At 68.2% G+C, this 26,047-nt stretch carries 23 protein-coding genes and 1 pseudogene; 10 read left to right on the forward strand and 14 right to left on the reverse strand.

Annotation, left to right across the window (positions count from 1 at the left end; genetic code table 11):
• A pseudogene (locus ACZYYX_RS29020) lies at positions 1-279 on the reverse strand (HNH endonuclease); the annotation flags it as partial.
• A 146-nt stretch (positions 280-425) separates the two neighbouring features.
• On the opposite strand from ACZYYX_RS29020, the gene ACZYYX_RS29025 reads away from it, so the two are divergent.
• Positions 426-668 carry a hypothetical protein gene (locus tag ACZYYX_RS29025; protein WP_463818294.1) on the forward strand — a complete coding sequence of 81 codons (243 nt, stop codon included), beginning with the start codon at positions 426-428 and terminating at the stop codon, positions 666-668.
• Between the two features lie 12 nt (positions 669-680).
• On the opposite strand, the gene ACZYYX_RS29030 is transcribed toward ACZYYX_RS29025, so the two are convergent.
• Positions 681-1,781 (reverse strand): ROK family transcriptional regulator, encoded by a 1,101-nt coding sequence (locus ACZYYX_RS29030; protein WP_463818295.1) that lies wholly within the window; start codon positions 1,779-1,781, stop codon positions 681-683.
• Between the two features lie 145 nt (positions 1,782-1,926).
• On the opposite strand from ACZYYX_RS29030, the gene xylA reads away from it, so the two are divergent.
• The 4 genes from xylA to ACZYYX_RS29050 are packed head-to-tail and all read left to right on the forward strand — an operon-like array spanning position 1,927 to position 6,391.
• Positions 1,927-3,165: a xylose isomerase gene (gene xylA / locus ACZYYX_RS29035; protein ID WP_463818296.1), complete on the forward strand. Its 1,239-nt coding sequence runs from the start codon at positions 1,927-1,929 to the stop codon at positions 3,163-3,165.
• 56 nt (positions 3,166-3,221) lie between these two features.
• Complete coding sequence (locus tag ACZYYX_RS29040) at positions 3,222-4,301, forward strand: sugar ABC transporter substrate-binding protein (protein ID WP_463818297.1); 1,080 nt, start codon at positions 3,222-3,224, stop codon at positions 4,299-4,301.
• A 6-nt stretch (positions 4,302-4,307) separates the two neighbouring features.
• Positions 4,308-5,102 carry an ATP-binding cassette domain-containing protein gene (locus ACZYYX_RS29045; protein WP_463818298.1) on the forward strand — a complete coding sequence of 265 codons (795 nt, stop codon included), beginning with the start codon at positions 4,308-4,310 and terminating at the stop codon, positions 5,100-5,102.
• A 23-nt stretch (positions 5,103-5,125) separates the two neighbouring features.
• Complete coding sequence (locus tag ACZYYX_RS29050) at positions 5,126-6,391, forward strand: sugar ABC transporter permease (protein WP_463818299.1); 1,266 nt, start codon at positions 5,126-5,128, stop codon at positions 6,389-6,391.
• A 3-nt stretch (positions 6,392-6,394) separates the two neighbouring features.
• Here ACZYYX_RS29050 and ACZYYX_RS29055 read toward each other — a convergent pair whose 3' ends face one another.
• The 5 genes from ACZYYX_RS29055 to fadD3 are packed head-to-tail and all read right to left on the reverse strand — an operon-like array spanning position 6,395 to position 12,120.
• Positions 6,395-7,549 (reverse strand): pyridoxal phosphate-dependent aminotransferase, encoded by a 1,155-nt coding sequence (locus ACZYYX_RS29055; protein WP_463818300.1) that lies wholly within the window; start codon positions 7,547-7,549, stop codon positions 6,395-6,397.
• A 9-nt stretch (positions 7,550-7,558) separates the two neighbouring features.
• Entirely contained in the window at positions 7,559-8,518 is a 960-nt protein-coding gene (ipdE2, locus tag ACZYYX_RS29060; protein WP_463818301.1) for an acyl-CoA dehydrogenase IpdE2, read from the reverse strand.
• The gene (locus ACZYYX_RS29065; protein ID WP_463818302.1) at positions 8,515-9,468 is read right to left on the reverse strand and encodes an acyl-CoA dehydrogenase family protein; all 954 of its coding nucleotides are present in this window, start codon (positions 9,466-9,468) and stop codon (positions 8,515-8,517) included. Before ACZYYX_RS29065 ends, ipdE2 begins: the two co-directional genes overlap by 4 nt.
• Positions 9,469-9,475: 7 nt before the next feature.
• Complete coding sequence (locus ACZYYX_RS29070; protein ID WP_463818303.1) at positions 9,476-10,600, reverse strand: acyl-CoA dehydrogenase family protein; 1,125 nt, start codon at positions 10,598-10,600, stop codon at positions 9,476-9,478.
• A complete protein-coding gene (gene fadD3 / locus ACZYYX_RS29075; protein ID WP_463818304.1) occupies positions 10,600-12,120 on the reverse strand; it encodes a 3-((3aS,4S,7aS)-7a-methyl-1,5-dioxo-octahydro-1H-inden-4-yl)propanoate--CoA ligase FadD3 in 1,521 nt (506 codons plus the stop codon). Before fadD3 ends, ACZYYX_RS29070 begins: the two co-directional genes overlap by 1 nt.
• 56 nt (positions 12,121-12,176) lie before the next feature.
• On the opposite strand from fadD3, the gene ipdE1 reads away from it, so the two are divergent.
• The 4 genes from ipdE1 to fadA6 are packed head-to-tail and all read left to right on the forward strand — an operon-like array spanning position 12,177 to position 15,883.
• Positions 12,177-13,337 carry an acyl-CoA dehydrogenase IpdE1 gene (gene ipdE1 / locus ACZYYX_RS29080; RefSeq protein ID WP_463818305.1) on the forward strand — a complete coding sequence of 387 codons (1,161 nt, stop codon included), beginning with the start codon at positions 12,177-12,179 and terminating at the stop codon, positions 13,335-13,337.
• On the forward strand, positions 13,337-14,125 hold the full coding sequence (ipdF, locus tag ACZYYX_RS29085; protein ID WP_463818306.1) for a (5R,7aS)-5-hydroxy-7a-methyl-1-oxo-2,3,5,6,7,7a-hexahydro-1H-indene-carboxyl-CoA reductase: 789 nt from the start codon (positions 13,337-13,339) through the stop codon (positions 14,123-14,125). The genes ipdE1 and ipdF overlap by 1 nt, the downstream gene beginning before the upstream one ends.
• Positions 14,122-14,730, forward strand: coding sequence for a TetR family transcriptional regulator KstR2 (kstR2, locus tag ACZYYX_RS29090; RefSeq protein WP_463818307.1), 609 nt, complete (start codon positions 14,122-14,124; stop codon positions 14,728-14,730). Before ipdF ends, kstR2 begins: the two co-directional genes overlap by 4 nt.
• Positions 14,723-15,883 carry a steroid 3-ketoacyl-CoA thiolase FadA6 gene (gene fadA6 / locus ACZYYX_RS29095; protein ID WP_463818308.1) on the forward strand — a complete coding sequence of 387 codons (1,161 nt, stop codon included), beginning with the start codon at positions 14,723-14,725 and terminating at the stop codon, positions 15,881-15,883. Before kstR2 ends, fadA6 begins: the two co-directional genes overlap by 8 nt.
• Here fadA6 and ACZYYX_RS29100 read toward each other — a convergent pair.
• Both ACZYYX_RS29100 and ACZYYX_RS29105 read right to left on the reverse strand, forming a co-directional pair.
• Positions 15,867-18,566, reverse strand: a complete 2,700-nt coding sequence (locus ACZYYX_RS29100; protein WP_463818309.1) for a molybdopterin-dependent oxidoreductase — start codon at positions 18,564-18,566, stop codon at positions 15,867-15,869. The genes fadA6 and ACZYYX_RS29100 overlap by 17 nt on opposite strands.
• Entirely contained in the window at positions 18,563-19,399 is an 837-nt protein-coding gene (locus ACZYYX_RS29105; RefSeq protein ID WP_463818310.1) for an FAD binding domain-containing protein, read from the reverse strand. Before ACZYYX_RS29105 ends, ACZYYX_RS29100 begins: the two co-directional genes overlap by 4 nt.
• A gap of 85 nt (positions 19,400-19,484) precedes the next feature.
• On the opposite strand from ACZYYX_RS29105, the gene ACZYYX_RS29110 reads away from it, so the two are divergent.
• Positions 19,485-20,849: a guanine deaminase gene (locus ACZYYX_RS29110; RefSeq protein ID WP_463818311.1), complete on the forward strand. Its 1,365-nt coding sequence runs from the start codon at positions 19,485-19,487 to the stop codon at positions 20,847-20,849.
• On the opposite strand, the gene hpxO is transcribed toward ACZYYX_RS29110, so the two are convergent.
• The 5 genes from hpxO to ACZYYX_RS29135 all read right to left on the reverse strand — a co-directional run bounded on the left by hpxO (position 20,839) and on the right by ACZYYX_RS29135 (position 25,996).
• Positions 20,839-21,993, reverse strand: a complete 1,155-nt coding sequence (gene hpxO, locus ACZYYX_RS29115) for an FAD-dependent urate hydroxylase HpxO (RefSeq protein ID WP_463818312.1) — start codon at positions 21,991-21,993, stop codon at positions 20,839-20,841. The genes ACZYYX_RS29110 and hpxO overlap by 11 nt on opposite strands.
• A gap of 6 nt (positions 21,994-21,999) precedes the next feature.
• Positions 22,000-22,317: a hydroxyisourate hydrolase gene (gene uraH, locus ACZYYX_RS29120; protein ID WP_463818313.1), complete on the reverse strand. Its 318-nt coding sequence runs from the start codon at positions 22,315-22,317 to the stop codon at positions 22,000-22,002.
• 24 nt (positions 22,318-22,341) lie between these two features.
• Positions 22,342-22,842 (reverse strand): 2-oxo-4-hydroxy-4-carboxy-5-ureidoimidazoline decarboxylase, encoded by a 501-nt coding sequence (gene uraD / locus ACZYYX_RS29125; RefSeq protein WP_463818314.1) that lies wholly within the window; start codon positions 22,840-22,842, stop codon positions 22,342-22,344.
• On the reverse strand, positions 22,839-24,743 hold the full coding sequence (locus tag ACZYYX_RS29130) for a solute carrier family 23 protein (RefSeq protein WP_463818315.1): 1,905 nt from the start codon (positions 24,741-24,743) through the stop codon (positions 22,839-22,841). Before ACZYYX_RS29130 ends, uraD begins: the two co-directional genes overlap by 4 nt.
• Before the next feature lie 140 nt (positions 24,744-24,883).
• Entirely contained in the window at positions 24,884-25,996 is a 1,113-nt protein-coding gene (locus tag ACZYYX_RS29135) for an NDMA-dependent alcohol dehydrogenase (protein ID WP_463818316.1), read from the reverse strand.
• Positions 25,997-26,047: the final 51 nt, after the last annotated feature.

The following is a 26,047-nucleotide window of genomic DNA, read 5'->3' on the forward strand; positions in this document are numbered from 1 at the left end:
CATCTCCTCGACCAGCGCCCGAGCGAACCCGAGGTGTTGACCACCGCGGGCCGGGGAATCCAGGCGCGCCAACGCAATCTCCGAGGCCAACCCGCGACCCCGTTTGGCCGCAGGCATCCCGGACGCCTCTTCGGCGGCGCGGCGTTTCTGCGCCCACAATGCGGTCGCCCGCGCCTGCGCCGCGGCCGCCTCCGCCTTCAATCGTTCGCAGCGGGTCACGACCTCGCGCAGCTCAGCCTCTGAGGCCGACCCATCGAAATCGAACACCTGTGCGAACATGTCACCGACACTAGCGCGCCCCACCGACAAGTTCCGTCCGCGATTCCCGCTAGCTGTACCTGACACATGGCGGTCAGCCATGGCGACGACGGCGCGGCCGCGCGCGACGATCGAAGAGTCACGATCCGCCACGTCAGGAGAACGCTATGACCACGAAGGTCGCCCTCACCGCCGCCGTCGCAGGCCTGCTGATCGCCTTGGCACCCGCCGCTGCCGCGGACCCCACCGCCATGGCCGACGGGCGTTCGGGCGGTCCCGGTCAGCCCGTCGGCGCCGACCCGCTCATCCCGTTCGGCACGCTACCGATATCGCCGGTGCGGCTGGGCTACGTCGACAGCGACCATGACGAGGCCAACACCTCTGGCGGCGGAGTCGACACACCGTTCTGAGCGCCTGTCCCGTCAGGACCGCGCTGGATCCGCCAACACAGGAGCGAATGCCAGCTCGGCAGCCCCGATGACGACGGTCTCGCGACCCAGCGTCGCCGGCATGATGCGCACGAGATCGCGGGGGCCGCCCATGCTGCGGCGGCCCAACTCCTCCCGCAGGATCTCGCCCGCGTAGGCGGGGAAGGCACGTAGGAACCCGCCCAGCACCACCAGTCGCGGGTTCAGCATGTTGATCGCATTACCCAGCGCGATAGCCAACGCCCGGGCCTGTCGATGTAGCACTTCGCGTTCGGCATCGGTCGGGCACGGTTGAGCATCGCCGGGTTGGACTCTTTCCAGTTCGGCGATCAGCCTGGCCAAAGGCGCCTGTGTCACTTCGGTTTCCAGGCACCCCGTGCTGCCACAGTGGCAGCTCTCCGCTCCGCCGGTGAAGGTGTGGCCCAGTTCGCCCGCGTACCCCGCGACTCCCTCGAGAAGTCCACCGGCGACGACGAATCCGGCGCCGATGCCCGTGGTTCCCCCGTTGACGTAGATGAGGTGATCGGCGCCCTGGTGCTGCCCGAACAGATGCTCTGCGATAGCCCCGGCATTCGCGTCGTTGGCCGCGTACACCGGTAAACCTGTTGCGGTGCTGAGGAGTTCACCGATCTTGACGTCGTGCCAGTCCAGATTCGGCGCGAGCTGGACCGTCGACTCCGGAGCGTGCACGAGCCCCGGTACCGCGACGCCGATCGCGGTGAGCGCGCTGGTATCCGGCAGCTCGCGCGCGACGCGGTCCACCACGTCGGCGGCCAACGCAACGGTCTCGGCCGGTGTCGGCACGCCCTTCGTCACGCAGCGAACCACCTCCAGCACGTTGCCGCCCATGGCCACCACCCCCACCGTGACGGCGTCGAGTTCCGGAATCACGGTGGCAGCCAGGACGCGCCTGCCGGGGCGCACCACAGGGCTGGGTCGACCCACCTGCGACAGCGGAGCGGCCGGCAGTTCCTCAGCCAGCCCGCGGGCCACCAGTTCCTCGACCAGATCCTTGATGGTCGACCGCGACAACGCCGTGCGGCGGGTCAGTTCGGCGCGGCTCAGCGCACCGTGACGATGTACGAGCGTCAACACGTTCGAAAGGTTCCGCTGGCGCACACCGTCGGCGCCCGCGCCTGGGCGAGTCGATGTCACAGGTCACCTCCCGGCCTTGACAGTGGCACAGGCCACATCTTATGTTCGCGCAGAGAACAAACTACCGTCTCCGAAGGGATTCGACATGACCTCGGTGGAGTCCGGGGCCGAAACGACCCAGAGCCTCACGCCGACAGCGGCGGACAAATTCTCTTTCGGGCTCTGGACGGTCGGCTGGACGGCCAGCGATCCGTTCGGCGTGCCGACCCGCCCGGCACTCGATGTGGTCGAAGCGGTCGAGCGGCTCGCCGAACTCGGCGCCTACGGCCTGACGTTCCACGACGACGATCTGTTCCCGTTCGGTAGTTCCGATGCCGAGCGCCGACGGATGATCGACCGGCTCACCGCCGCACTGTCGGCGACGGGCATGACCGTGCCGATGGTGACCACGAACCTGTTCAGCCAGCCGGTGTTCAAGGACGGCGGATTCACCAGCAACGACCGTGCGGTGCGCCGCTTCGCGTTGCGCAAGGTGTTGCGCAACCTCGATCTGGCCGCCGAACTCGGCGCGCGGACATTCGTGTTGTGGGGTGGGCGCGAGGGCAGCGAATACGATTCCTCCAAGGACGTCCAGGCCGCCTTCGAACGCTATCGCGAGGCACTGAATCTGTTGTGCGAGTACGCCATCGACCAGAAGATGCAGCTCCGCTTCGCGATCGAACCCAAACCGAACGAGCCGCGCGGTGACATCCTGCTGCCGACGGTCGGACATGCGTTGGCCTTCATCGACACGCTGGCTCACCCGCAGATGGTGGGGGTCAATCCGGAGGTGGGTCACGAGCAGATGGCCGGCCTGAACTTCATGCACGGCATCAGCCAGGCGCTCTACAGCGGCAAGCTGTTCCACATCGACCTCAACGGTCAGCGCGGCATCAAGTTCGACCAGGACCTCGTGTTCGGTCACGGCGATCTCGCCAACGCGTTCGCCCTCGTCGACCTCTTGGAGCACGGCGGTGTCGACGGCGCTCCCGCCTACACCGGTCCGCGCCACTTCGACTACAAGCCCAGCCGGACCGAGGACGTCGACGGCGTCTGGGCCTCCGCGGCGGCCAACATGCGGATGTATCTGTTGCTCAAAGAGCGGGCGGCGGCATTTCGCGCCGATCCCGCGGTGGCCGAGGCGATGGCGCAGGCAAAGGTCGATGAGTTGCGAACGCCGACACTGAATCCCGGCGAAACCTACGCCGATCTGCTGGCCGACCGCTCGGCCTATGAAGATTTCGACGCTGACTCCTACTTCGGTGCAAAGGGTTTCGGCTTCGTCGCACTACATCAGCTGGCTCTCGAACACCTTATTTGCGCACGCGGAGGCTATGGACGGTGACGTGCATCACGTTATAAGTTGCCCACGACAACAAAACTGCACCGGAGGCGAATCCCGTGAAACGATCGAGCGCTCTGCTGTCTGCCTTGCTCACCACCACCGTGGTGGCGGCCACCCTCACCGGGTGTAGCAGCTCCGACTCCGGAGGCAACAACGCCCAGGGCGGGCCCGGCAAGATCGGCGTCATCCTGCCCGACACCAAGTCCTCGGTCCGGTGGGAGTCCAAGGACCGCCCCGCGCTCGAGGCCGCGTTCAAACAGGCCGGGGTGCAGTACAACATCCAGAACGCCGAGGGCTCGGCCGATCAGATGGCCACGATCGCCGACGGCATGATCGCCGACGGCGTGACCGTCCTGGCGATCGTCAACCTCGACTCCGACAGCGGCGCCTCCATCCAGCAGAAGGCAGCCGCCCAGGGCGTGAAGACCATCGACTACGACCGGCTCACCCTCGGTGGTTCGGCCGACGCCTACGTCTCGTTCGACAACACCAAAGTCGGTGAGCTGCAAGGCCAGGGACTCGTCGACTGCCTCGGCGGCAAGCCGGCCAACGTCGTGTTCCTCAACGGCTCGCCCACCGACAACAACGCCACGCTGTTCTCCTCCGGCGCGCACTCGGTGATCGATGCCACGCCGAGCATCACCAACGTCGGCGAGCAGGCGGTGCCCGATTGGGACAACGACAAGGCGGTCACGATCTTCGAGCAGCTCTACACCGCGGCTGGCGGCAAGGTCGACGGTGTGTACGCCGCCAACGACGGCCTCGCCGGTTCCGTGATCTCGATCCTGGACAAGAACAAGCGGGCCGGACAGGTGCCGGTCACCGGTCAGGACGCCACGGTCGAGGGGCTGCAGAACATCCTCGCCGGGACGCAGTGCATGACGGTGTACAAATCCGCCACCGAGGAGGCCGGTGCGCTGGCCAAGGTGGCGATCGCCCTCGCCAACGGCCAGAAGCCGGAGACCAACGGCACATCGCGCGACGATCAGGGCAACCGTGACGTGCCGTCGGTGCTGCTGACCCCGAAGTCGATCACCAAGGACACCGTCGACGTCGTGTTCACCGACGGCGGGCAGTCCAAGGACGAGGTGTGCGCGGGGCAGTTCGCGGCGATGTGCTCGGCGGCAGGGGTCTGAGCACACATGAGTGACGGGCTCTCGCGGAACGAGCCGATCCTCGAACTGCGCGGCGTCAACAAGAGTTTCGGCGTCGTGCATGTCCTGCACGACATCGACTTCCGGGTCTATCCCGGGCAGGTCACCGCCCTCGTCGGAGACAACGGCGCCGGCAAGTCGACATTGGTGAAAGCCATCGCCGGGATCCACCCCATCGACAGCGGCACGTACCTGTTCGACGGCAACCCGGTCACCGTGCACGGACCCACCGACGTCTCGGCGCTCGGGGTCGAGGTGGTCTACCAGGATCTCGCGCTGTGCGACAACCTCGACATCGTCGAGAACATGTTCCTGGGGAGGGAACTCACGCGGCGCGGGATGCTGGACGAGGCGCGGATGGAGACCATGGCGCGTGACGCACTCACGTCGCTGTCGGTGCGGACGGTCGCCTCGGTGCGGCAGACCGTGGCGAGTCTGTCGGGTGGCCAGCGGCAGACCGTTGCGATCGCGAAGTCGGTCCTGTGGAACTCGAAAGTGGTTCTGCTGGACGAGCCGACGGCAGCACTCGGGGTCGCGCAGACCCAGCAGGTGATCGAGCTGGTGCGTCGCCTGGCCGATCAAGGGGTGGGGGTCGTGCTCATCTCCCACAATCTCGCCGACGTGTTCGCGGTCGCTGACCGGATCTGCGCGCTGTACCTGGGTCGGGTCGCCGCCGACGTCAAGGCCAGCGAGGTCACTCATGGCCAGGTGGTCGAGTTGATCACCGCCGGCCGGTCGGGCTCTCTCGGGCTGGCCCCGGCCGAAGCCGCCGAATCTCTGTGACACCCGGGAAGGACACCACCGCCATGGCGACAGTCACCGGCGCCACCTCGCACTCGGACTTCGCGATCGACGCACGCTCAGATGCCGGTTTCGCGGACGCGGTGCGCTCTTATGTCCGCCGGGTCCGCGGCGGTGACATGGGTTCTTTGCCTGCGGTTCTCGGCTTGATCGTGCTTTTCGTCGTCTTCGGCCTCGCCAACGACCGGTTCATGTCGGCGTTGAACCTGGCGAATCTCATCACCCAGGCCGGCGCCATCTGCGTGCTCGCGATGGGCCTGGTGTTCGTGTTGCTGCTCGGCGACATCGACCTGTCTGCCGGTGTCGCGGGCGGGGTGTCGGCGTGTGTGATGGCGCTGATGATCGTCGATCTGCGCTGGCCGTGGTGGGCTGCGGTGCTCGCCGGCATCATCTGCGGTGCGGTCATCGGGCTGTGCATCGGGGTGCTGCGGGCCAGGCTCGGAATCCCCTCCTTCGTCGTCACATTGGCGTTCTTCCTCGGGTTGCAGGGTGTGACGCTCAAGCTCATCGGCGAAGGCGGTTCTGTTCGGGTCGACGATCCGGTGATCCGCGGGCTGACCATCGCCAACCTGGCGGTTCCGGTGGGCTGGACGATCGCCGGACTCGTCGTGGTGGGGTTCGCCGCGCTCGAAGTGGTTCAGTACCAACGGAAACGCTCACTGCACCTGGCGCATGCGCCGCTCGGGGTGGTCGCGGCCCGGGTCGTTGCGGTCGCGGCCGTGGTGCTCGGAGTGACGCTCGTCATGAGCGTCAACCGCAGCGTCAACCCGAACGTGCAAATCCGCGGGGTGCCCTACGTCCTGCCGTTGATCGTGGTCCTGCTGATCGTCATGACGTTCGTGCTGCGGCGCACCTCCTACGGCCGGCATGTCTATGCGGTCGGCGGTAACGCCGAAGCTGCTCGCCGCGCCGGCATTTCGGTGAACCGCATCCGTGTGTCGGTGTTCATCGTCTGCTCGTCGATGGCGGCGCTCAGCGGCATCATCGCGGCGTCCTACGCCGGTAAGGTGTCGGCATCCTCGGGCGCGGGCAACACGCTGCTCTACGCGGTCGGCGCCGCGGTGATCGGCGGCACGAGCCTGTTCGGCGGGCGCGGTCGCGCCGTCGACGCTGTGATCGGCGGCGTCGTGGTGGCGACCATCGCCAACGGTCTCGGCCTGCTCAACCAGTCGTCCTACATCAACTTCCTGGTCACGGGTGGTGTGTTGCTGCTCGCCGCGAGCGTGGATGCGATCTCGCGGCGACGACGCTCGTCGACCGGGCTGGGCTGAGCCTCACCGCAGCCACGCGCCGATGCGCCGCAGCGCTTCCTCGATGTCGGCGGTTGGGCCGGCGAAGGACAGCCGCACCGATGCGCCACCGCGCACCGTGTCGAAGTCGACCCCCGGTGCGATGGCAACGCCGGTGTCGGACAACAACGTCGAGCAGAAGCGCAGCGATTCGGTGGTCAGGTGTGAGATGTCGGCGTAGACGTAGAACGCGCCGTCGGTGGGCGCAAGCCGATCGATGCCGAGTGCACGGAGGCCGTCGAGGAGCAGTGTGCGATTGGCCGCGTAGCCGTCGAGCAACGCCTCCGACTCGGCGATGGACTGCTCGGTGAACGCGGCGACGGCCGCCAGCTGCGGAAGGACCGGCGGGCAGATGGTGAAGTTCCCGGTCAGGCGGTCCACCGCCCTGCGCAACTCCTCAGGCACCAGGAGCCACCCCAGCCGCCACCCGGTCATCGCGAAGTATTTCGAAAAGCTGTTCGCCACAACGGCTTCCCGCGACGTCTCCCATGCGCAACTGGTCTCGGGCGCGCCGGGGTACACCAGGCCGTGATACACCTCGTCACTGATCAGGCGCACGCCGGAGCCGGCGCACCACGCCGCGATCGCCGCGAGTTCCGCCGGCGGGATCACGGTCCCCGTGGGGTTGGCGGGGCTCGCCACGATCACTCCGGCGACGGGCGGGTCGAGAGCGGTGAGCATCTCCAGTGTCGGCTGGAACCGGGTGTCGGGTCCACAGGGCAGTTCCACGACCTCGCACCCCAGCGCGGTGAGGATGTTGCGATAGCAGGGATAGCCGGGGCTGGCGATGGCGACGCGATCACCAGCGTCGAAACAGGCCAGGAACGCCAGCAGGAATCCGCCCGAGGAGCCGGTGGTGATCACCACGTCGTCGGGATCGACCGCGAGGCCGTGGCGGTGGTCGTAGGTCGCCGCGATCGCCGTGCGCAGCTCGGGGATACCGAGGGCGACGCTGTATCCGAGCCGGTTGTCGTGAAGCGCTGCAACGGCCGCGTCGCGGACCGCGCTCGGCGCGCCCGCGCTGGGCTGCCCGGCGGACAGGTTGACGAGATCCCCGTGTGTGCGCTGCCGCTCGGCCGCGGCCAGCCAGACATCCATCACGTAGAACGGGGGGATGCCGGACCGCAGGGACACGCTCATCCCGTCAGGCTAGAACAGTTCCGATTCGAGGCGACGCACCTGTTCTCGCACAGACCCGAGCAGCTGCGCGCTCCCGTGGGCGCGCTTGAAGTACAGCTGGATGTCGCTCTCCCAGGTGATCGCGATTCCGCCGTGCATCTGGACGGCCTCGGCAGCGACTCCGGTGAGCGCCTCGCTGGCGGCCAGCCGGGCGCGCGCTGCCGATACCGGGGACGGCCCCCCGGTGCACTCCTGGACGGCCTCGTCGACGATCGCGCGGGCCGCCTCCACGGCAACGTACTGATCGGCCATCCGGTGCTTGAGCGCCTGGAAGCTTCCGATCGGCCGACCGAACTGCACCCGGTCTTTGGTGTAGGCGACGGTCAGGTCGAGGCAGCGCGACGCGGCGCCCACCTGTTCGGCGGCGACGAGGATGGCGGCCAGGTCGGCCAACCCGGGGTCGGGTCCGAGAACCACGGTGTCCGAGGGGGCCACGGCCGCGAGCGGGCGGGTGATGTCCATCGCCACCGCCGGGGTGGTGCTGAAAGTCCGCCAGTGAGTGAGCTTCTCCCCGTCGGCGGCGATCACGACGTCGGCGACGTTGCCGTTGACGACGTAGCCCGGGTCGAACACGACGGTGCCGATGGAGCGTCCTTCGGCCAGCGCCTCGAGCAGATCTGCCGGCGGCTCGTCGAGGGACAGCAATGCGAGCTGGGCGAGTGTGGTGCCCAGCAGCGGCGTGGGCACCAGCCGCTTACCCAGTTCACCCAGCACCACCGCCGCGTCGGCGAGTTCACCGCCGGCGCCGCCGAGTTCCTCGGGTACCACCAGGGCCGCTGCGCCGACCTGCTCGCACAGCATGGTCCACAGCGCCTCGTCGTACCCGCATTCCGATGCGGCCGCCGTGCGGACCGCCTCTGGGGAGGCGTGTTTGTCGACCAGTGCTGCGACGGTGTCGCGCAACAACTCTCGTTCGTCACTCGACGTCACAATGCCTCCAACAGTCGTCGACGATGCCACGTGGGGTCACCCCAGGCCGGCCGCAGGGCCTGCGCCCGCAGCAGCAGCAGCGACAGGTCGTGTTCCTGGGTGTATCCGATCGCGCCGTGGGTCTGCAGAGCCGACCGCGCGGCGAGCAGTGCCGCGTCCGCCGCGGCGACTTTCGCGGCGCTGACGTCGCGCGCCGTATCGGGTGAACTGTCGGCCAGGGCCAGCGCGGCCCCGTACAGAAGGGGGCGCGCCATCTCGACGGCGATCAGCACGTCGGCCAGCTTGTGTTTGATCGCCTGGTAGGTACCGATGACGGCGCCGAATTGGCTGCGCTGCTTGGCGTAGGAGACCGAAGCGTCCAGCATGGCCTGCGCCGCTCCCACCAGCTGCGCGGCGGTCGCCAGAGCGCCGAACTCGAATGCGCGCGCCACGTCGGCGGGGCGTGTGTCGCCCGCCGCGGTCACCTCGAACAGGTGCCGGCTCGGGTCGACGGATGCGTGCCGCTCACCGGGTGTGGTGTCCCCGACAGTCCCGTCGGCAGCCAGCAGCACGAGCCCGGCGGTGTCGGCGTCCACGGCGCGGGGGACCCGCGGGGGTGCGGCGACCGTGGCGATCAGTTCACCAGAGGCCAGTGCGCCCGAGCGCTCGTCGTCTGCGAGCAGAATCGGCGCGACGGCAATGGATTCGGTGACCGGTCCGGGAACGTTCCACCGGCCCAGGCGTTCCAGCGCCACCACGAGGTCCACCGGGTGGGCGTCGATGCCGTCGTACTGTTCGGCCACCATCAACGCGGTCACGCCCAGATCGGACAGCTGCGCCCAGATCTTGCGGCCGGGTGCGGTGTCACCGGCCGCCCACGCTCGGACAGCGTCCGGAATGTTGGCCGCACCCAGGGCGGCGTCGATACTCGCGGCGAAGTCCCGCTGCTGGTCGTCGATCTCGAAGTTCACGTCTCGTCTACTTTCGGGGCAGGCCTAGCAGCCGCTCGGCGATGATGTTGCGCTGGATCTCGTTGGTGCCCGCGTAGATCGGGCCGCCGAGCGCGAACAGCAACCCCTCGGTGACGCTGTCCATCAGCTCTCCGTCCGCACCCCGCAGGTCCAGCGCCGTCTGGTGCAGTGCCACGTCCAGGTCGGACCAGAACACCTTGGTGATCGACGACTCGGCGCCGAGCTCGCCGCCCGCCGCCACCCGTGTCACGGTGCCGAACGTGTGCAGCCGGTAGGCCTGCGCCTTGATCCACGCGTCGGCCACGCGATCGATGAACTCCGGCTTCGGATCGTTCTTCCACTGCGCCACAAGACGTTCGGCGGGCGCGAGGAACCGTGCGGGGCTGCGCAGCGACATGCCGCGCTCGTTGCTCGACGTGCTCATCGCGGCGCGCCAGCCGTCGTGCACACCGCCGATGACGTCCTCATCGGGGACGAACACGTCGTCCAGGAAGATCTCCCCGAAGCCCGTGGCACCGCCGAGTTGCGCGATCGGCCGTACCGTCACGCCGTCGGCCTTCAAGTCGAACATCACGTACGTCAGGCCCTTGTGCCGCTGTGCCTCGGGATCGGAGCGGAACAACCCGAACGCGCGCTCCCCGAACACCGCGCGCGAACTCCAGATCTTCTGGCCGTTGAGCAGCCAGCCGCCGTCGGTGCGGGTGGCGGTCGAGCGCAGTGACGCGAGGTCACTGCCCGATTCCGGCTCCGACCATGCCTGGGCCCAGATCTCCTCGCCGCTGGCCATTTTCGGCAGGATGCGCTTCTGTTGCTCTTCGGTGCCGTGCGCGAACAACGTGGGCGCGAGCATCGAGGTGCCGTTGGCGCTGGCCCGTCCCGGCGCACCGGCGCGGAAGTACTCCTCCTCGAACACGATCCACTGCAGCAGTGTGGCGTCGCGGCCGCCGTAGCTCTGCGGCCAGGTGATCACCGACAGTCCGGCGTCGAACAGGATCTTGTCCCAGCGGCGGTGCTGTTCGAATCCCTCGGCGATGTCGTAGGACTCGGTGGGGAAGTCGCCCGTGTGGGCCTCGAGGAACTCGCGGACCTCGGCGCGGAACGCCTCGGTGTCCTCATCGATGTGGAGGTCCATCAGTTCCCCTCTCGCAGTTGCGGTTTGACCACCTTGCCGCCCGGGTTGCGCGGCAGCGCGTCGAGGAACTCGACCGAGCGTGGGGTCTTGAAGTTGGCGAGGTGGGCGCGCGCGTGGTCGATCACCGTCTGAGCGTCCAGCGCGGCGCCGGGCAATGTCACGACAAAGGCCTTGCCGACCTCGCCGAGACGCTCGTCGGGCACGCCGATGACGGCGACCTCGGCGACACCGGGAAGCCGCGCGAGGACCTGCTCGATCTCGGCGGGGTAGACGTTGAAGCCGCCGCAGATGTACATGTCCTTGAGACGATCGGTGATCTTCAGGTTGCCGGCGTCGTCCAGCTCGCCGACGTCTCCGGTGTGTAGCCACCCCTCGGCGTCGATCGCCGCGGCGGTCGCATCCGGATCGTCGAGGTATCCGAGCATGACGTTGGGTCCGCGGAGCAGCACCTCTCCGTGGTCGGCGATCCGCAGGTCGAAGTCGGCGATCGGGCGGCCCGAGGTGGTCGCGACCGTCACCGCGTCGTCGTCGGCGCGGCACATCGTCCCGAAGCCGGCCGCCTCGGTGAGCCCGTAGGCGGTCAGGACGATGTCGATGTCGAGTTCGTTCTGCATCCGCTCGATCAGCACGACCGGGATGGTGGCGGCGCCGGTGACCGCGAAACGCAGAGAACCCAGGTCGAATTCGGCACGGCGAGGGTGGTCGAGCAGGGTCTGGTAGATGGTCGGTGGCCCAGGCAGCACGGTGATGCGGTGTTCCTCGACGGCTCGCATCGCGGCCTCGGGGTCGAAGGTCAGGGCGGGGAACAGGGTGGCTCCGGTCTGCAGGCAGGCCAGGATGCCGGCCTTGTAGCCGAAGTTGTGGAAGAACGGGTTGATGCAGAGGTATCGGTCGGCGCTGGTGAGCTGTCCGCACGCCGCCCATGCCGCCGATGCGTCGAGCGATTGCCGGTGCGCGCAGCGCACACCCTTGCTGCGTCCGGTGGTGCCGGAGGTGAACAGGATGTCGGAGACGTCGTCGGCGCCGACGGCTGCCGCACGCGCGTCGACGTCGGCCAGATCCGTTCCGGTGGCGACGAACTCGTCCCAGGTGCCGTCGTCGGTGTCGATCGGGATGCGGACGACGTTGCGCAACGCAGGCAGTGCCGGACGCTCGATGCTGGCGGCCTTGTCCGCGCCGAGGAACTGACCCGAGGCGAACAGCAGCGGCGCGGCAGTGCGCGCCAGGATGTCGGTGGCCTCGCTGGCGGTGTAGCGGGTGTTCAACGGGACGAGCACGCCGCCGGCGTGGTGGATCGCCAGACAGGCGACCACCCAGTGCCACGTGTTCGGTGACCAGATCGCGACGCGGTCGCCCGGCTCGATGCCGGCTGCGATCAGCGCGGCCGCAGCCTGGCGGACCTCGGTGCGCAACTGCGCGAATGTCAACGTTCTGGCGGGCGTGACCACCGCGGGGTGGTCGGGGAGTTCGCGTGCGATGTGGTCCAGAACCGCGGGAGTGGTTCTCGCGGCGGTGGTCATGGAACTCCTTGGGGATCGGTTACCCGAGCAAGTGCTTGGTAGGTTAGCCTACAGGGGTGATTGAGGTCCAGGAGTTCAGGGCGCAGGTCCGCGACTGGCTGGCCGAGAACCTGGTCGGCGACTACGCGGCACTCAAGGGGTTGGGCGGTCCGGGTCGCGAGCACGAGGCCTTCGAGGAACGGCTGGCCTGGAACCGGCATCTGGCGGCCGCGGGTCTGACGTGTCTCGGCTGGCCGGAGGAGCACGGCGGCCGCGGGCTGTCGGTCGCGCACCGCGTCGCGTTCTACGAGGAGTACGCGAAGGCCGATGCGCCCGACAAGGTCAACCACCTCGGCGAGGAGCTGCTCGGCCCGACGCTGATCGCCTACGGCACCCCCGACCAGCAGCAGCGCTTCCTTCCGAAGATCCTCGACGTCACCGAGTTGTGGTCGCAGGGCTACTCCGAGCCCGGCGCGGGCAGCGATCTGGCCAATGTGTCGACAACGGCCGTGCTCGACGGTGACCACTGGGTCCTCAACGGGCAGAAGGTGTGGACGTCGCTGGCGCACTGGGCGCAGTGGTGTTTCGTCGTCGCGCGCAGCGAGAAGGGGTCCAAGCGGCACGCTGGACTGTCCTTTCTCCTGGTGCCGCTGGATCAGCCGGGCGTCGAGATCCGCCCGATCATCCAGCTCACCGGCGACTCCGAGTTCAACGAGGTGTTCTTCACCGACGCCCGCACCGATGCCGACCTCGTGGTCGGCGAACCCGGTGACGGGTGGCGGGTGGCGATGGGACTGCTGACGTTCGAGCGCGGGGTGTCCACCCTGGGACAGCAGATCCGTTATGCGCGTGAGCATTCCAACCTGGTCGAGGTGGCAAAGAAGACCGGCGCCGCCGACGATCCGCTGATCAGGGAGCGGCTGACCCGGTCGTGGGCGGGGCTGCGCGCGATGCGCTCGTACGCGCTGGCCACGATGGACGTCGGACAGGACAGCCAGGCCGCCGGAAAAGACTGTGTATCGAAGCTGCTGTGGGCCAACTGGCACCGCGAGCTGGGGGAGATCGCGATGGACGTGGTCGGAATGGCGGGCCTGACGCTGCCCGAGGGAGAATTCAGCGAGTGGCAACGGCTGTTCCTGTTCTCGCGCGCCGACACGATCTACGGCGGCTCCAACGAGGTGCAGCGCAACATCATCGCCGAGCGTGTGCTCGGCTTACCCAGAGAGGCCAGACCCTGATGGACCTGTCCGTCGCCCCGGCGGAGATCGAGGGGCACAACCTGCTGGCCGGCAAAGTGGTCCTGGTCACCGCTGCTGCGGGCACCGGGATCGGGTCGACGACTGCCCGGAGGGCGCTGGCCGAAGGCGCCGACGTCGTCGTCTCCGACTACCACGAGCGCCGATTGGGGGAGACCCGCGACGAGCTGGCCGGTCTGGGGCTCGGCTCGGTGCACTCGGTGGTCTGCGACGTGACGTCCACCGAGGCGGTCGATGCGCTGATCGCCGGCGCCGTCGAGAAGGCGGGGCGTCTCGATGTCCTGGTCAACAACGCCGGGCTCGGGGGCCAGACCCCGGTGATCGACATGACCGACGACGAGTGGGACCGCGTTCTCAACGTGACGCTGACGTCGGTGATGCGCGCGACGCGCGCCGCGCTGCGCCACTTCCGCGACGCCGGGCACGGCGGTGTGATCGTCAACAACGCCAGCGTGCTGGGCTGGCGGGCGCAGCACTCCCAATCCCATTACGCCGCAGCCAAAGCCGGTGTCATGGCGCTGACGCGCTGCAGCGCGATCGAGGCGGTCGAGTACGGCGTGCGCATCAACGCGGTGTCGCCGAGCATCGCCCGGCACAAGTTCCTCGAGAAGACGTCGAGCTCCGAGCTGCTCGATCGACTGTCGCAGGGTGAGGCGTTCGGCCGGGCCGCCGAACCGTGGGAGGTCGCAGCCACCATCGCGTTCCTGGCCAGCGACTACTCCAGTTACCTCACCGGCGAGGTGATTTCGGTGTCGAGTCAGCACCCATGAGCGCAGGAGCCACCAACACCCGTCGCGACGAGCTCCTCGCGCTCGCCGCGACGATGTTCGCCGAACGTGGGCTGCGCGCCACCACCGTTCGCGACATCGCCGACTCTGCAGGAATCCTCTCGGGCAGCCTCTATCACCACTTCTCGTCGAAAGAGGAGATGGTCGACGAGGTGCTGCGCGGGTTCCTCGACTGGCTCTTCGACAGGTACCGGGAGATCGTCGAAACCGAGACGAACCCGCTCGAACGGCTCAAGGGGCTGTTCATGGCGTCGTTCGAAGCCATCGCGACCCGGCACGCCGAGGTGGTGATCTACCAGGACGAGGCCAAGCGGCTCTCCGCGCAACCCCGGTTCGCCTACGTCGAAGAGCGCAACAAAGAGCAGCGCAAGATGTGGATCGACGTCCTCACCCAAGGCATCGAGGAGGGGTGCTTCCGCCCCGACGTCGACGTCGACCTCGTCTACCGATTCATCCGCGACACCACCTGGGTGTCGGTCCGGTGGTATCAACCGGGCGGCCCGCTGACCGCGCATGAGGTTGGCCGGCAATACCTTTCGATCGTTCTCGGTGGCATCACCCCCACAGAAGGAGTTCACAATGGCTGAAGCGTATGTCATCGACGCCGTCCGCACCGCCATCGGCAAGCGCAACGGATCGTTGGCCGGGGTACATCCGGTCGACCTCGGTGCAGCCGGATGGCGCGGCCTGTTCGACCGCAACGACGTCGATCCCGGCGCGGTCGACGACGTGATCGCCGGCTGCGTCGATGCGATCGGCCCGCAGGCCGGCAACATCGCGCGGCTGTCGTGGTTGGCGGCCGGCTTCCCCGAGGAGGTGCCGGGCGTGACCGTCGACCGGCAGTGCGGGTCCAGCCAGCAGGCCATCTCGTTCGGAGCGCAGGCGATCATGTCGGGCACCGCGGATCTCATCGTGGCCGGCGGCATGCAGAACATGAGCCAGATCCCGATCAGCTCGGCGATGACCGTCGCCGAGCAGTTCGGATTCACCTCGCCCACCAACGAATCCAAGAGCTGGCTGCATCGCTATGGCGACCAGGAGATCTCTCAGTTCCGCGGGGCCGAGCTGATCGCCGAGAAGTGGGACATCAGCCGCGAGGACATGGAGCAGTTCGCGCTGACCAGTCATCAGCGCGCGCAGGCCGCGATCCGCGCCGGTCATTTCGACAACGAGATCCTCGACGTCAAGACCGATGCGGGTGGCTTCCGGGTGGACGAGGGACCGCGCGACACGTCCCTGGAGAAGATGGCCACACTCAAGACGCTCGTCGACGGTGGCCGGCTGACCGCAGCGATGGCCAGCCAGATCTCCGACGGCGCCAGTGCGGTGCTGCTCGCCTCAGAGCAGGCGGTCAAGGATCACGGGTTGAAGCCCCGTGCGCGCATCCATCACATCAGCGCACGCGGCGCCGATCCGGTGTTCATGTTGACCGGCCCGATTCCCGCGACCCGCTATGCGCTGGACAAGGCGGGGCTCTCGATCGAGGACATCGACACGGTCGAGATCAACGAGGCGTTCGCGCCGGTGGTGCAGGCCTGGCTGAAGGAGACCAAGGCCGACCCCGAGAAGGTCAACCCCAACGGCGGGGCGATCGCGCTCGGTCACCCGCTCGGTGCCACGGGGGCAAAGCTTTTCGCGACCATGCTGAACACGCTGGAGCGCACCGGCGGCCGCTACGGCCTGCAGACGATGTGCGAGGGCGGCGGCACGGCCAACGTCACGATCATCGAGCGGCTCTGACCGCACGCCACACCCTGGCCGGCGTCATCGGAAGCCGGTGCAGCCGTGCGCCGGTCGCGCGTGCGATGGCGTTGGCGATTGCGGGGGCGACGGGGTTGTAGGGCGATTCACTCATCGACTTGGCGCCGAAGGGTCCCAGGGTGTCGTAGGTGTCGGCGAAGTAGACCTCCGTCACCGGTACGTCGGCCAGCTGCGGCAGATGGTAGTTGCGCAGGGTGGTCGTCGACACCGCACCGTCGGGACCGACGTGCATCTCCTCGTACAGTGCCGAGCCGATGCCCTGTGCCACACCGCCTTCCACTTGACCGCGGCACTGCTGCGGGTTCATCACCACCCCGGCGTCGGCGGCCTGCACATTCTGCAGGATGCGCACCTCACCGGTCTCGACGTCGACGGCGACGCGGACGGCGTGCACGTTGAACGCGACGGAGCGGGGGGTTCCGCCATGCCGCCCGTGGCCGACCAAAGGCACTGGCAGTTCCGCGAAGTCGATCAGCTGCCCCGCGCAGTGCACCCCGTTTCGGGTCAGTGCGCACGCACCGCGAGGAACGCCGGTGAGCTCCGAGGCGGCCGCCTCCAGCTGGGAGCGCAGCTTCTGCGCGGCCACGAGCGTGGCCTGTCCCGCCACCACTGTTCCGGCGGAGCCGAACGCGCCGGTGTCGTATCCGGTTGTCGCCGTGTTGGATTGATCGATCCGGATGTTGCCGACGACGGTGTTGAGCGCGGTTGCCGCGATCTGTGTGTGCACGGTCGTGGTGCCGTTGCCGAACTCGGCGGTCCCGACACGCAGCGTGTAGATCCCGTCTGCGTCTATGCTCACCGCGGCCTCGGCGTGGTGGCCCCGCGGCGGGATCGTGGCGATCATCGCGATCGCCATTCCCTCACCCGTGCGCCACTGCGGCCCGGTCGGCGTGGGGACGCCGTTGCCGCGGCGCAGCGCCGCCTGAGCGAGATCGAGGCACTGGTCGAGCCCGTAGCTACCGAAAATCAGGTCGTCGTCGAGCACGTGGGCGTCGACGAAGTCGTCGCCCGGCACGACCACGTTGCGTCGGCGGAAGTCGAACGGGTCGATGCCGAGGCGCTCGGCGAGCTGGTCCATCGCGGATTCGATCGCGAAGATCAGCTGACCCAGCCCGTAGCCGCGGAAGGCACCCGACGGCAGGTTGTTCGTGTACACCGCGCGAGCGTCGACTCGCTTGTTCGCGCACCGGTAGACCGACATCGATTCCCCGCAACCGTGGAACATCACACCGGGGCTGTGGTTGCCGTAGGCGCCGGCGTCGAGGAGCACGTCGACCGCGAGTGCGGTCAGTGTGCCGTCGGCGTCGGCGGCCGCGGTGACGTCCACCCGGAACGGGTGCCGGCACGGCGCGGTGGTGAATTCGTCGCTGCGAGTGAATTCGTAGCGCACCGGCTCGCCCAATCGCAACACCGCCAACGCGACCAGGTCCTCGACGAGCATCTCCTGCTTGCCGCCGAATCCGCCGCCGATGCGTTTGGTGAACACCTGCACCTCGTCGGTGGGCAGCCCGAACAGGTGGCACAGTTCGTCGCGCACCAGGAACGGGACCTGTGTGCTGGTGCGGATCACCAGCCGGCCGGTGTCGTCGCGCCATCCGGTGCAGCCGTGAGTTTCCAAGTGGGCGTGCTGGACCCGTTGCGTGTGCCAGCGGCCGCGCACCACCGCACCGCCGTGCGCTGCCGTCAGTCCGGCGTCGATGTCGCCGACCCCGCCGTGCAGCTCGGCGACCAGGTTGCGGCCCGGGTCGGCGATCCTGGAGTCCGCCCCCTTGTCGCCGTGCAGCAGCGGGGCACCGGGTGCCGTGGCCTGCTCGGGGTCGAGCACGGTGGGCAACTCCTCGTAGGTGACGACGAGTGCGCGACAGGCCTTTTCAGCCGCAGCCGGGGTCTCCGCCACCACCGCGGCCACCCGTTGCCCGACGAATCTGACGACGTCGTCGAGCAGCACCGTGTCGTCTGGATCGTCCTCACGGTTCTCGTGTCGCGCGGTTGAGAAGCGCACCGGAGGACTGTCGGCGTGGGTCAGCACCAGTCGGACACCGGGAACGGCTTCGGCAGCGGAGGTGTCGATGGCCACGATGCGCGCATGCGGCACCGGGCTCGTCAGCACCGCAAGGTGCAGCAACCCCGGCGGCGCGAAATCCATGGTGTATTCCTCGGTTCCGGTGACCACCCGCACCGCAGCCGGTGCGCTGATCGACCGTCCGGCGTCCTGGCCGTCGGATTTCTCGACGTTCACCGTCCCCGCGAGCGCATCGGTGATCGCCCGATATCCGGTGCAGCGGCAGAGATTGTTCTTCAGCTGCTGAGGGAGTTGCCCGGGGTCCGCGGTCGGCAGCGAGGCGGCGGTGGTCACCATGCCGGCCGTGCAGAAACCGCACTGGAACCCGGCTGCCTCGACGAAGCGGCGCTGCATCGGATGCAGGTCGCCGGGGTCGCCGAGACCCGCTGCGGTGGTCACCTCCCGACCGGCCGCCCGGAACGCCGGATACACGCATGAATGCACGGCCGCGCCGTCGACGAGCACCGAGCACGCTCCGCAATCGCCGGCGTCACAGCCTTTCTTGACCTCGAAGTGGCCTCGCTCCCGCAGAAAGGTGCGCAGGCACTGCCCGGGGCGCGGATCGTCTTCGTGGGCGCGGCCGTTGACGGTGACCCTCATGTCAGCTCAGCGACGATCTGGTCGGCCAGCTGCTGTGTCATCGCGGCCCGCCAGTCGGGATCACCATGGGCGTCACGGGTCCACGCGTCGTCCGGGATCACCGACAGCGCTGCGCGCAGCGCGTCGGGAGGTGGCGAGGTGGCGAACCGCATGACGTATGGCCGGACCGTCGAGGCCGTCACCGAGATCGTGAGTGCGCCGCCGTCGGCCGGGGTGTCGCGGCGACCGATGACGACCACACCGGAGCGCCCCAGCGGTGACGTCGCCAGCTTGCGGTACGCGACCCGGCCGCGCAGCGCCGCCGCGGGGATGTGCACCGAGCGCAGGATCTCGCCGGTGTCCAGCACGTTGGTGGTGACGCCGGTGACGAAATCGGCGACGGGCACGGTACGGGTGTCGCCGCCCGGCCGCCAGATCAGCGCTGTGGCGTCCAGCGCCGTGGTCAGCGAGATCATCGAGCCTGCGGGCAGAGACAGGCAGATGTTGCCACCCACCGTTGCGGTGCGCCAGATCTTGAATCCGGCCACCAGTGCGGTGCAGCACTGCGCGAACAGCGGCGCAGCGGTCCAGTCGTCGGGCAGGGTGGTCGACGACCTCGTGGACAATTCGGTGACCTCTGCCAGGGTGGCTGTGGCGGCGATCTCGATGCCGTTGTCGGACAGGGTGATCGGTGGCCACCTCAGCGCGGTGATGTCGATCAGACGGGTGACGTGCGGCTGTGGTTCGGAGAAGAGCCACGTGCCGCCGGCGAGGATCGCGTCCGTGGGCCCCAGCGGCCACACCTCGTCGCGCGATCGCGGGGTGTGCACCGCCTCGACGGTGTTGAGGTCCATGACTGCACCGTAGATCGCGGGGGGTCGCGGTGCAGGCCAAGCCGCCGAACTGCGGGGATGCGGCAACGCTGGGACAATCGGAGGTGTGCGTGCCTACCGCGGTCATCTGGTGCACGTCGGCGGCGCGCCCGAGCTCGGGCAGGCGAGCGAGCATCTCGTGTCGGTGCCCGACGGCGTGCTGGTCGTCGACGACGACGGTGTCATCGTGTTCAGCGGTGCGTACGCGCGACTGCCTGCGGAGGCGGCCGGCGCCGACGTGATCGACTGCCGGCCGGGTTTCCTGCTGCCGGGGTTCATCGACACACACATCCATTTCCCGCAGACCTACTGCACCGACTCCTATGGCGGCGGGCAACTGCTGGACTGGTTGCAGCGCTGCATCTTTCCCGCCGAGGCGAGGATCGCTGACGCGGAGCTGGCCCGCCGGACGGCGCGCGACTTCTGTCGGCGCAGAGTCGAGGTCGGGACCACGACGGCGCTGGTGTTCGGGTCGGCCTTCCCCGACGCGCAGGACGCCTTGTTCGAGGAGTCCCTGCGGGTCGGGCTGCGCACCATCTCCGGTCGCGGTATTCAGACGGTGGGTCCCGACGCGGCGGGCCCGCTGCTCACCGACGAGTCGACCGCGATCGAGCTGTCGGCGAGGGAGATCGACCGGTGGCACGGGGCCCATCCGCTGCTGCAGGTCGCCGTGGTGCCGCGATTTGCGCTGTCGGTGACCGCGCACACCCTGGCGGCGCTCGGCGAGCTCTACGATTCGGTGCGCGCCGCGGGGGTGTACTTCCACAGTCACCTGTCCGAGAACCTCCTCGAGATCGATGCTGTCCGTACCTCGTTGGACGTGTCCTGCTACCTCGACGCCTACGACGGGCGGATCGGCCGGACGGGCGCGCCGACGCTGCTCGGGCCACGCAGCGTGCTCGCGCACGGCGTGCACTGCACCGACGGCGAGTTGGCCCGGCTGGCCGACACCGGCACCTCGATCTCGCACTGCCCGACCTCGCAGCAGTTCCTGGGGTCGGGCACCATGCCGTGGCAGCGGACCACTGGGAGCGGGGTGACGGTGGCGTTGGGCAGCGATGTCGGCGCCGGTGACGAGTGGTTGATGGCCCGCGTCGCCAACGACTGCTTCAAGGTGCACATCAGCGAGCCGGGGGCTGCAGGGTTGTCGATCCCGCCGGCTCAACTGTTGTTCACGGCCACTCTGGCGGGGGCCAGGGCTCTTGACATCGAGGATCGGGTGGGCAATCTGGATGCCGGCAAGCAGGCCGACTTCCTGGTGATCGATCCGCAGCGCCAGCCGCTGCTGCCCGAGCTGCTCGAGCGGGTGGACCCCGAGGATGCAGACCGGCTGCTGTTCACCCTGCTGCTCGGCATGCGGGAGGCCGCGATCGCGGAGGTCTTCGTGCAGGGTCACCGGCTCATGGCGGACGCGTCGATGCCTACCGCGTGAGGGGCCCACCCATGATGTTCCCCACGATCCCGCGAATGATGTTGCTGCCGTCCTCGTTTCGGAGCTCGTCGTACCAGGCGGCGGTTGCCTCCGGATCTTTGGCGTGGGTCACGTCGCACCGGCGCCGCGCACGCAGCACCAGATCCCCGGCCCGCTCGCTGCGCGCGTACTGGTAGGACAGCAGTGCGGTGTGCACATCGCCGGGGTGGTCACGCAGCGCCCACTGCAGCGCCACCGCGTCCTCCATCGCCGAGCAGCCGCCCTGCCCGATGTCCGGTGTCGTGTTGTGGGCGGCGTCGCCGAGCACCGCTACGCGCCCCTTGACCCAGGTGTCGAAGGGGTCGAGGTCGAGGATCTCCACGCGATTGGTGGTGGCGGGATCGAGGACGTCGATCAGCCGGTGCACTCCGGGCGCCCAGCCTTCGAAGTGCCGTCGCAGCATCTCCTTGACGTCGCCGCCGATCGCGGATGGCGCTCCGACGATGTCGAAGAAGAAGTAGAACCTGCCACCGGCCACCGGCATCACCGAAACCCGTTGTCCGTCAGCCACATAGGTGGTCCACTCGGTGGCCGGGCCGATCTCCTCGTCGACCGGTACGAGCCCGTTGACGTTCACGTAGCCGGCGTAGCGGCGGGTGACCGGCCCGCCCAAGACGTACTCGCGGGTGATGGAGTTCGCGCCGTCGGCACCGATGATCAAGTCCGCGGACACGGTGGTCCCGTCGGCGAACGTCGCTACCGCGGCATCGACCCCGTCCTCGACGGACACCATCTTCATGCCGAATGCGATGTCGTCCATGCCGTAGTGATTCATCAGCATCGACTGCAGCTCCGCGCGGGCGATGGGGTAGGGCCGCTGTCCCACCTCGTCGATCAGCGGTTGCATCGAGAATCGGCACATGGTCGCCCCGCTGTGCCCGTCGATGTAGCTCATCGTCTCGACGCGCCCGCCCAGGGCGGCCGTCTCCTCGGCCAGGCCCAGGTAGTTCAGGCACTTGACGCCGTTGGACCACACCGAGATCGCCGCGCCGACGGGCTTGTTCTCGGTGACGCGCTCGTAGACGTGGGTCTCGACGCCGATCTCCCTCAACGCGATCGCCGCGCTCATGCCACCCATCCCCGCACCGATGATCACGGCCTTCACAACTGATCAGCTCCCTCTGTAGGTGGAGTAGGCGTACGGCGACAGCAACAGCGGAACGTGGTGGTGGGCCTGGGCGTCGGTGACCTCGAAAGTGATCACGACCTCGGGGTAGAAGCCGGTGACTCCCTGAGCGGTGAAATAGCCTGCGGTGTCGAACCGTAACCGATACGTACCGGCCTCGAGGTCGGCGGCCAGCTCCCCGATGCGGCCGTCGTCGTCGGTCACGCCGGCGGCCACCTCGCCACCGGAGCTGCGCAGCGTCACCGCGACGCCGGTGGCGGGCCGGCCCGTGGTGGCGTCGAGGACGTGGGTGGAAAGACTCATGGGATCAGCATCCCCGATCGGGGCTCATGCGGGCGGCTCGCTGAGCAGACGTTCCAGCCGGAGCCGATTGATCTTCGCCAGCTCGCTACGCATGACCCGGCGTTCGGTGTCCGGGTCGTTGTGCAGCCGCTCGGTCAGGATGTCCAGCAGCTCCTCGGCCGAACGCCCGCTGGCGCAGACGAGGTACACGTACCCGAACCGGTCTTCGTATTCCCGATTCTTGGCCGCCAGCTGCGCCTTGATGTCGGCGTCGGCGCCGGCGACACGGGCCTGCTCGCGGGCCGACGACGGGTTGTCCACGGCGGCACCGATCCGCGGATGACCGTCCAGGGCGGCGTCGAGTTCGGCGTCCGGTAGCTCGGCCAGTACCCGATCGGCACGGTCGTAGAGGGCGTCGGCGTCGCGAAACGGTGCGGCGGCCAGCACCCGTCGCGCCCAGATCGGTGACGAGCACACTTCGAACAGCAGATGCATCTGCGCTCGCTCCGAGGCCGCGTTGAAGTGCGTCAGCCCGACGGCCCTCACGAGAGTTCGTTGAGCCTGCTGAAACGCGCAGCGGCAACGGGATTGGCGTCGGCGACCAGGTCGGTGAACCGGTGGTTGACGATCTTGGCGACTTCGATCAGGGCGAACGCCTTCTCCGCCGACGGCGAGTTGTCCATCCGGGACCAGCCGTTGCGCAGGACGCGGTCGAAGCGCTCGGTCTCCTTGGCGCAGATGATCAGCGGGAAGCCGAAATGGCTGCGGTAGGCGGTGGCCAGCTCCACGACGTCATTGTGGTCGTCGTCGTCGAGGTTGGACAGGGCCACGTGGTCCACGGCGAGCACCTGGCCCGTCTCGTCTTCGGCGCCCAGATCGGGGAACGCGCCCAGCAGCTCGGCCTGCTGCTCGGACGAGCCGGTGAGCACCGCGTCCTGGAAGGCTTCACGCAGCGCGGTGGTGTCGGCGAACGGCCGCTGGTCGTAGGCGCGTTCGACGGCCCACGGCACGTCCTGGAGGACGTGGCCGAACACCTCGGTGAACCGCTCCTTGGTCATCGCGTTGACCTCACCGAGCGTGATGGAGCCGCCGCCGGCCACTCGCGGGCCGCCCGAACCGGTGTGGAAGAACACGATGTTCAGCAGGATCGCGCTGACCGCGCCGATGCTGATACCGCTGCCGAAGATCAGGTCGACCCCGGTGGGCATGGCCTTGGCGATGTCCGGGTAGGCCGTCACCCACAGCGCGAGCGCCAGGCTCGTGGTCACGATGATCAGGTTGCGGTGGTCGGTGAAGTCGACTTTGCCCAGGGTCTGGATCCCGACGACGGCGACCGTCGCGAACAGCGTCAGCGCGGCGCCGCCCAGCACGGGATTGGGGATCGAGGCGACCACGGCGGCGACCTTGGGCAGGAAGCCGAGCAGGATCATGAACACCCCGGCGGCCGCGACCACCCAGCGGCTCTTGATGCCGGTGAGCCGGACCAGGCCGACGTTCTCGGAGAACGCGGTGTAGGGGAAGGAGTTGAAGACACCGCCGATGGTGGTCGCCACCCCGTCGGCGCGCAGCACGTTGCCGATGTCGGAGGCCTTCACTCGCTTGCCGACGATCTCGCCGGTGGCGATGGTGGAACCCGTCGATTCCACGGCGGTGATCATCAGCACGATGATCATCGTCAGGCAGGCGACGAAGTCGAACTTGGGCATGCCGAAGAGGAACGGTGGCGTGAAGCCGATCGCCGAGGCTTCGCCGACCCGATCGAAGTTCATGTCGCCCAGCGCGAATGCGACCGCGCAGCCGACCACCAGACCGAGCAGGACGGCGATGGTCGCCAGGAAGCCGCGGAAGATCCGCTGGATCGCGACGATGATCGCGATGGTGCCGACGGCGTAGAGGAACCACCGGATGTTGGTCGGGTCGGGTTCGTGGGTGTTGGGGTTGGTGACGGCGTCCATGGCGCCGACGGGCACCAGGCACAGGCCGATGATCGTGATCAGGGTGCCGGTGACCACGGGTGGGAAGAATTTCAGCAGTTTGATGAACACCGGCGCGATCAGGAACGTGAACACGCCGGCGACGATCACCGCCCCGTAGACGTAGAGCATGCTCGACGCGCCGCCGCCGTGAGCCATGCCGATCGCGATGATCGGCGACACCCCGGCGAACGTGACGCCCTGCAGCAGCGGCAGGCGGACACCGACGTTACGGAACCCGACGGCCTGGATGATCGAGGCGATACCGCAGGTGAACAGGTCCGCCGTGATCAGCTTGACGAGTTCTTCCTGGGACAGTCCGACCGCCCCGGCGATGATGATCGGCACGAGGACCGCGCCGGCGTAGAACGCGACGACGTGCTGGAACCCATAGGTGGCGAGCTTCGGGACGGGCAGCACCTCGTCGACGGGGTGAGTGCGCTTGCTCGTGCCGCGGGCGGTCGGTGTCGACATCGGATCAGAATCCGACAGGTTCGCTCACTTCCGGTGACGCGCACGTTTCCGGGATGTTGCAGGTCCCGTTTTTTCTCGCGAACAGACGCGATCTCGCGCGTGTCGCCCCCGAAACGCCCGAGATCGCGTCTGGTCGCCGGTCAGTGGTCGTGCAGGATCACGCCGCGCACGTTGCGTCCGGCGCGCATGTCCTCGTAGCCCTCGTTGACCTCGGCCAGCTTGTACTCGTGTGTGACGGTCTCGTCGAGCAGCAGCTTGCCCTCGCGGTAGAGCGACAACAGCCGCGGGATGTCCGCGCGCGGGTTGGCCTCGCCGTACAGGCTGCCGAGCAGGCGCTTCTGGAACAGCGTGAACATCATCAGCGACAGCGATGCCTGGTTGTCGGCCATCGTCGACAGGGCGGTCACCACGACCGCGCCGCCCTTGCGGATGATGTTGACCGCGTCATCGATCATCGTGCCCTCGAGCAGGCCGACGGTCAGTATCGCGGAATCGGCCATCACCCCGCGGGTCAGCTCGGCGACGAGCGCGGTCGCCTCGGGCAGCGACGTCACGAAATGCGTGGCGCCGAGCTGTAAAGCCTTGGCGCGCTTGTCTTCCACAGGCTCGACGACGACGATCTTCTCGGCACCGGCCAGTCGCGCGCCCTGCACCGCGCCGCTGCCGATTCCCCCGAACCCGATCACCACGACAGTGTCGCCGGGTTGGACGTCGGCGGTGTTGACGGCCGATCCCCATCCGGTTGTCACTCCGCAGCCGAGCAGGCACGCCCGCGAGAGCGGGACGTCGTCGTCGATCTTGACGATGGAGGCTTCGGGCACGGTGCCGTACTGGGAGAACGTGCCCACCAGCGACATCACGCCGATGTTCTGCCCGCGGGCGCGCCGCCTGTAGGTGCCGTCGATCTGCGTGCCGGCCATGATGATCGCGCCGAGGTCGCAGAGGTTCTGGTGACCGGTCGAGCAGAATCGGCAGCGGCCGCAGGCCGGAAGAAACGACGCGACGACGTGGTCGCCCGGGGCCAGGTTGCGAACGCCCGATCCGACTTCGCGGACGATCCCGGCGCCTTCGTGACCGCCGATCATCGGCAGCGGGAAGGGCAGGTCACCGGTGCGGATGTGCTCGTCGGAGTGGCACAGGCCGGTGGCCTCCCAGGACACCAGCACCTCGCCGTCACCGGGCGGATCGAGATCGATCTCCTCGATGCTCCAGTCGGAGCCGTACTCCCACAGAATCGCGGCGTTGGTCTTCATCGGCCGAGTCTAAGAAGCGCGTCGGCCCGCCCGCGGCGGATTCGCCCGACA

The sequence above is a fragment of the Mycobacterium sp. IDUB_1 genome, assembly GCF_055419625.1.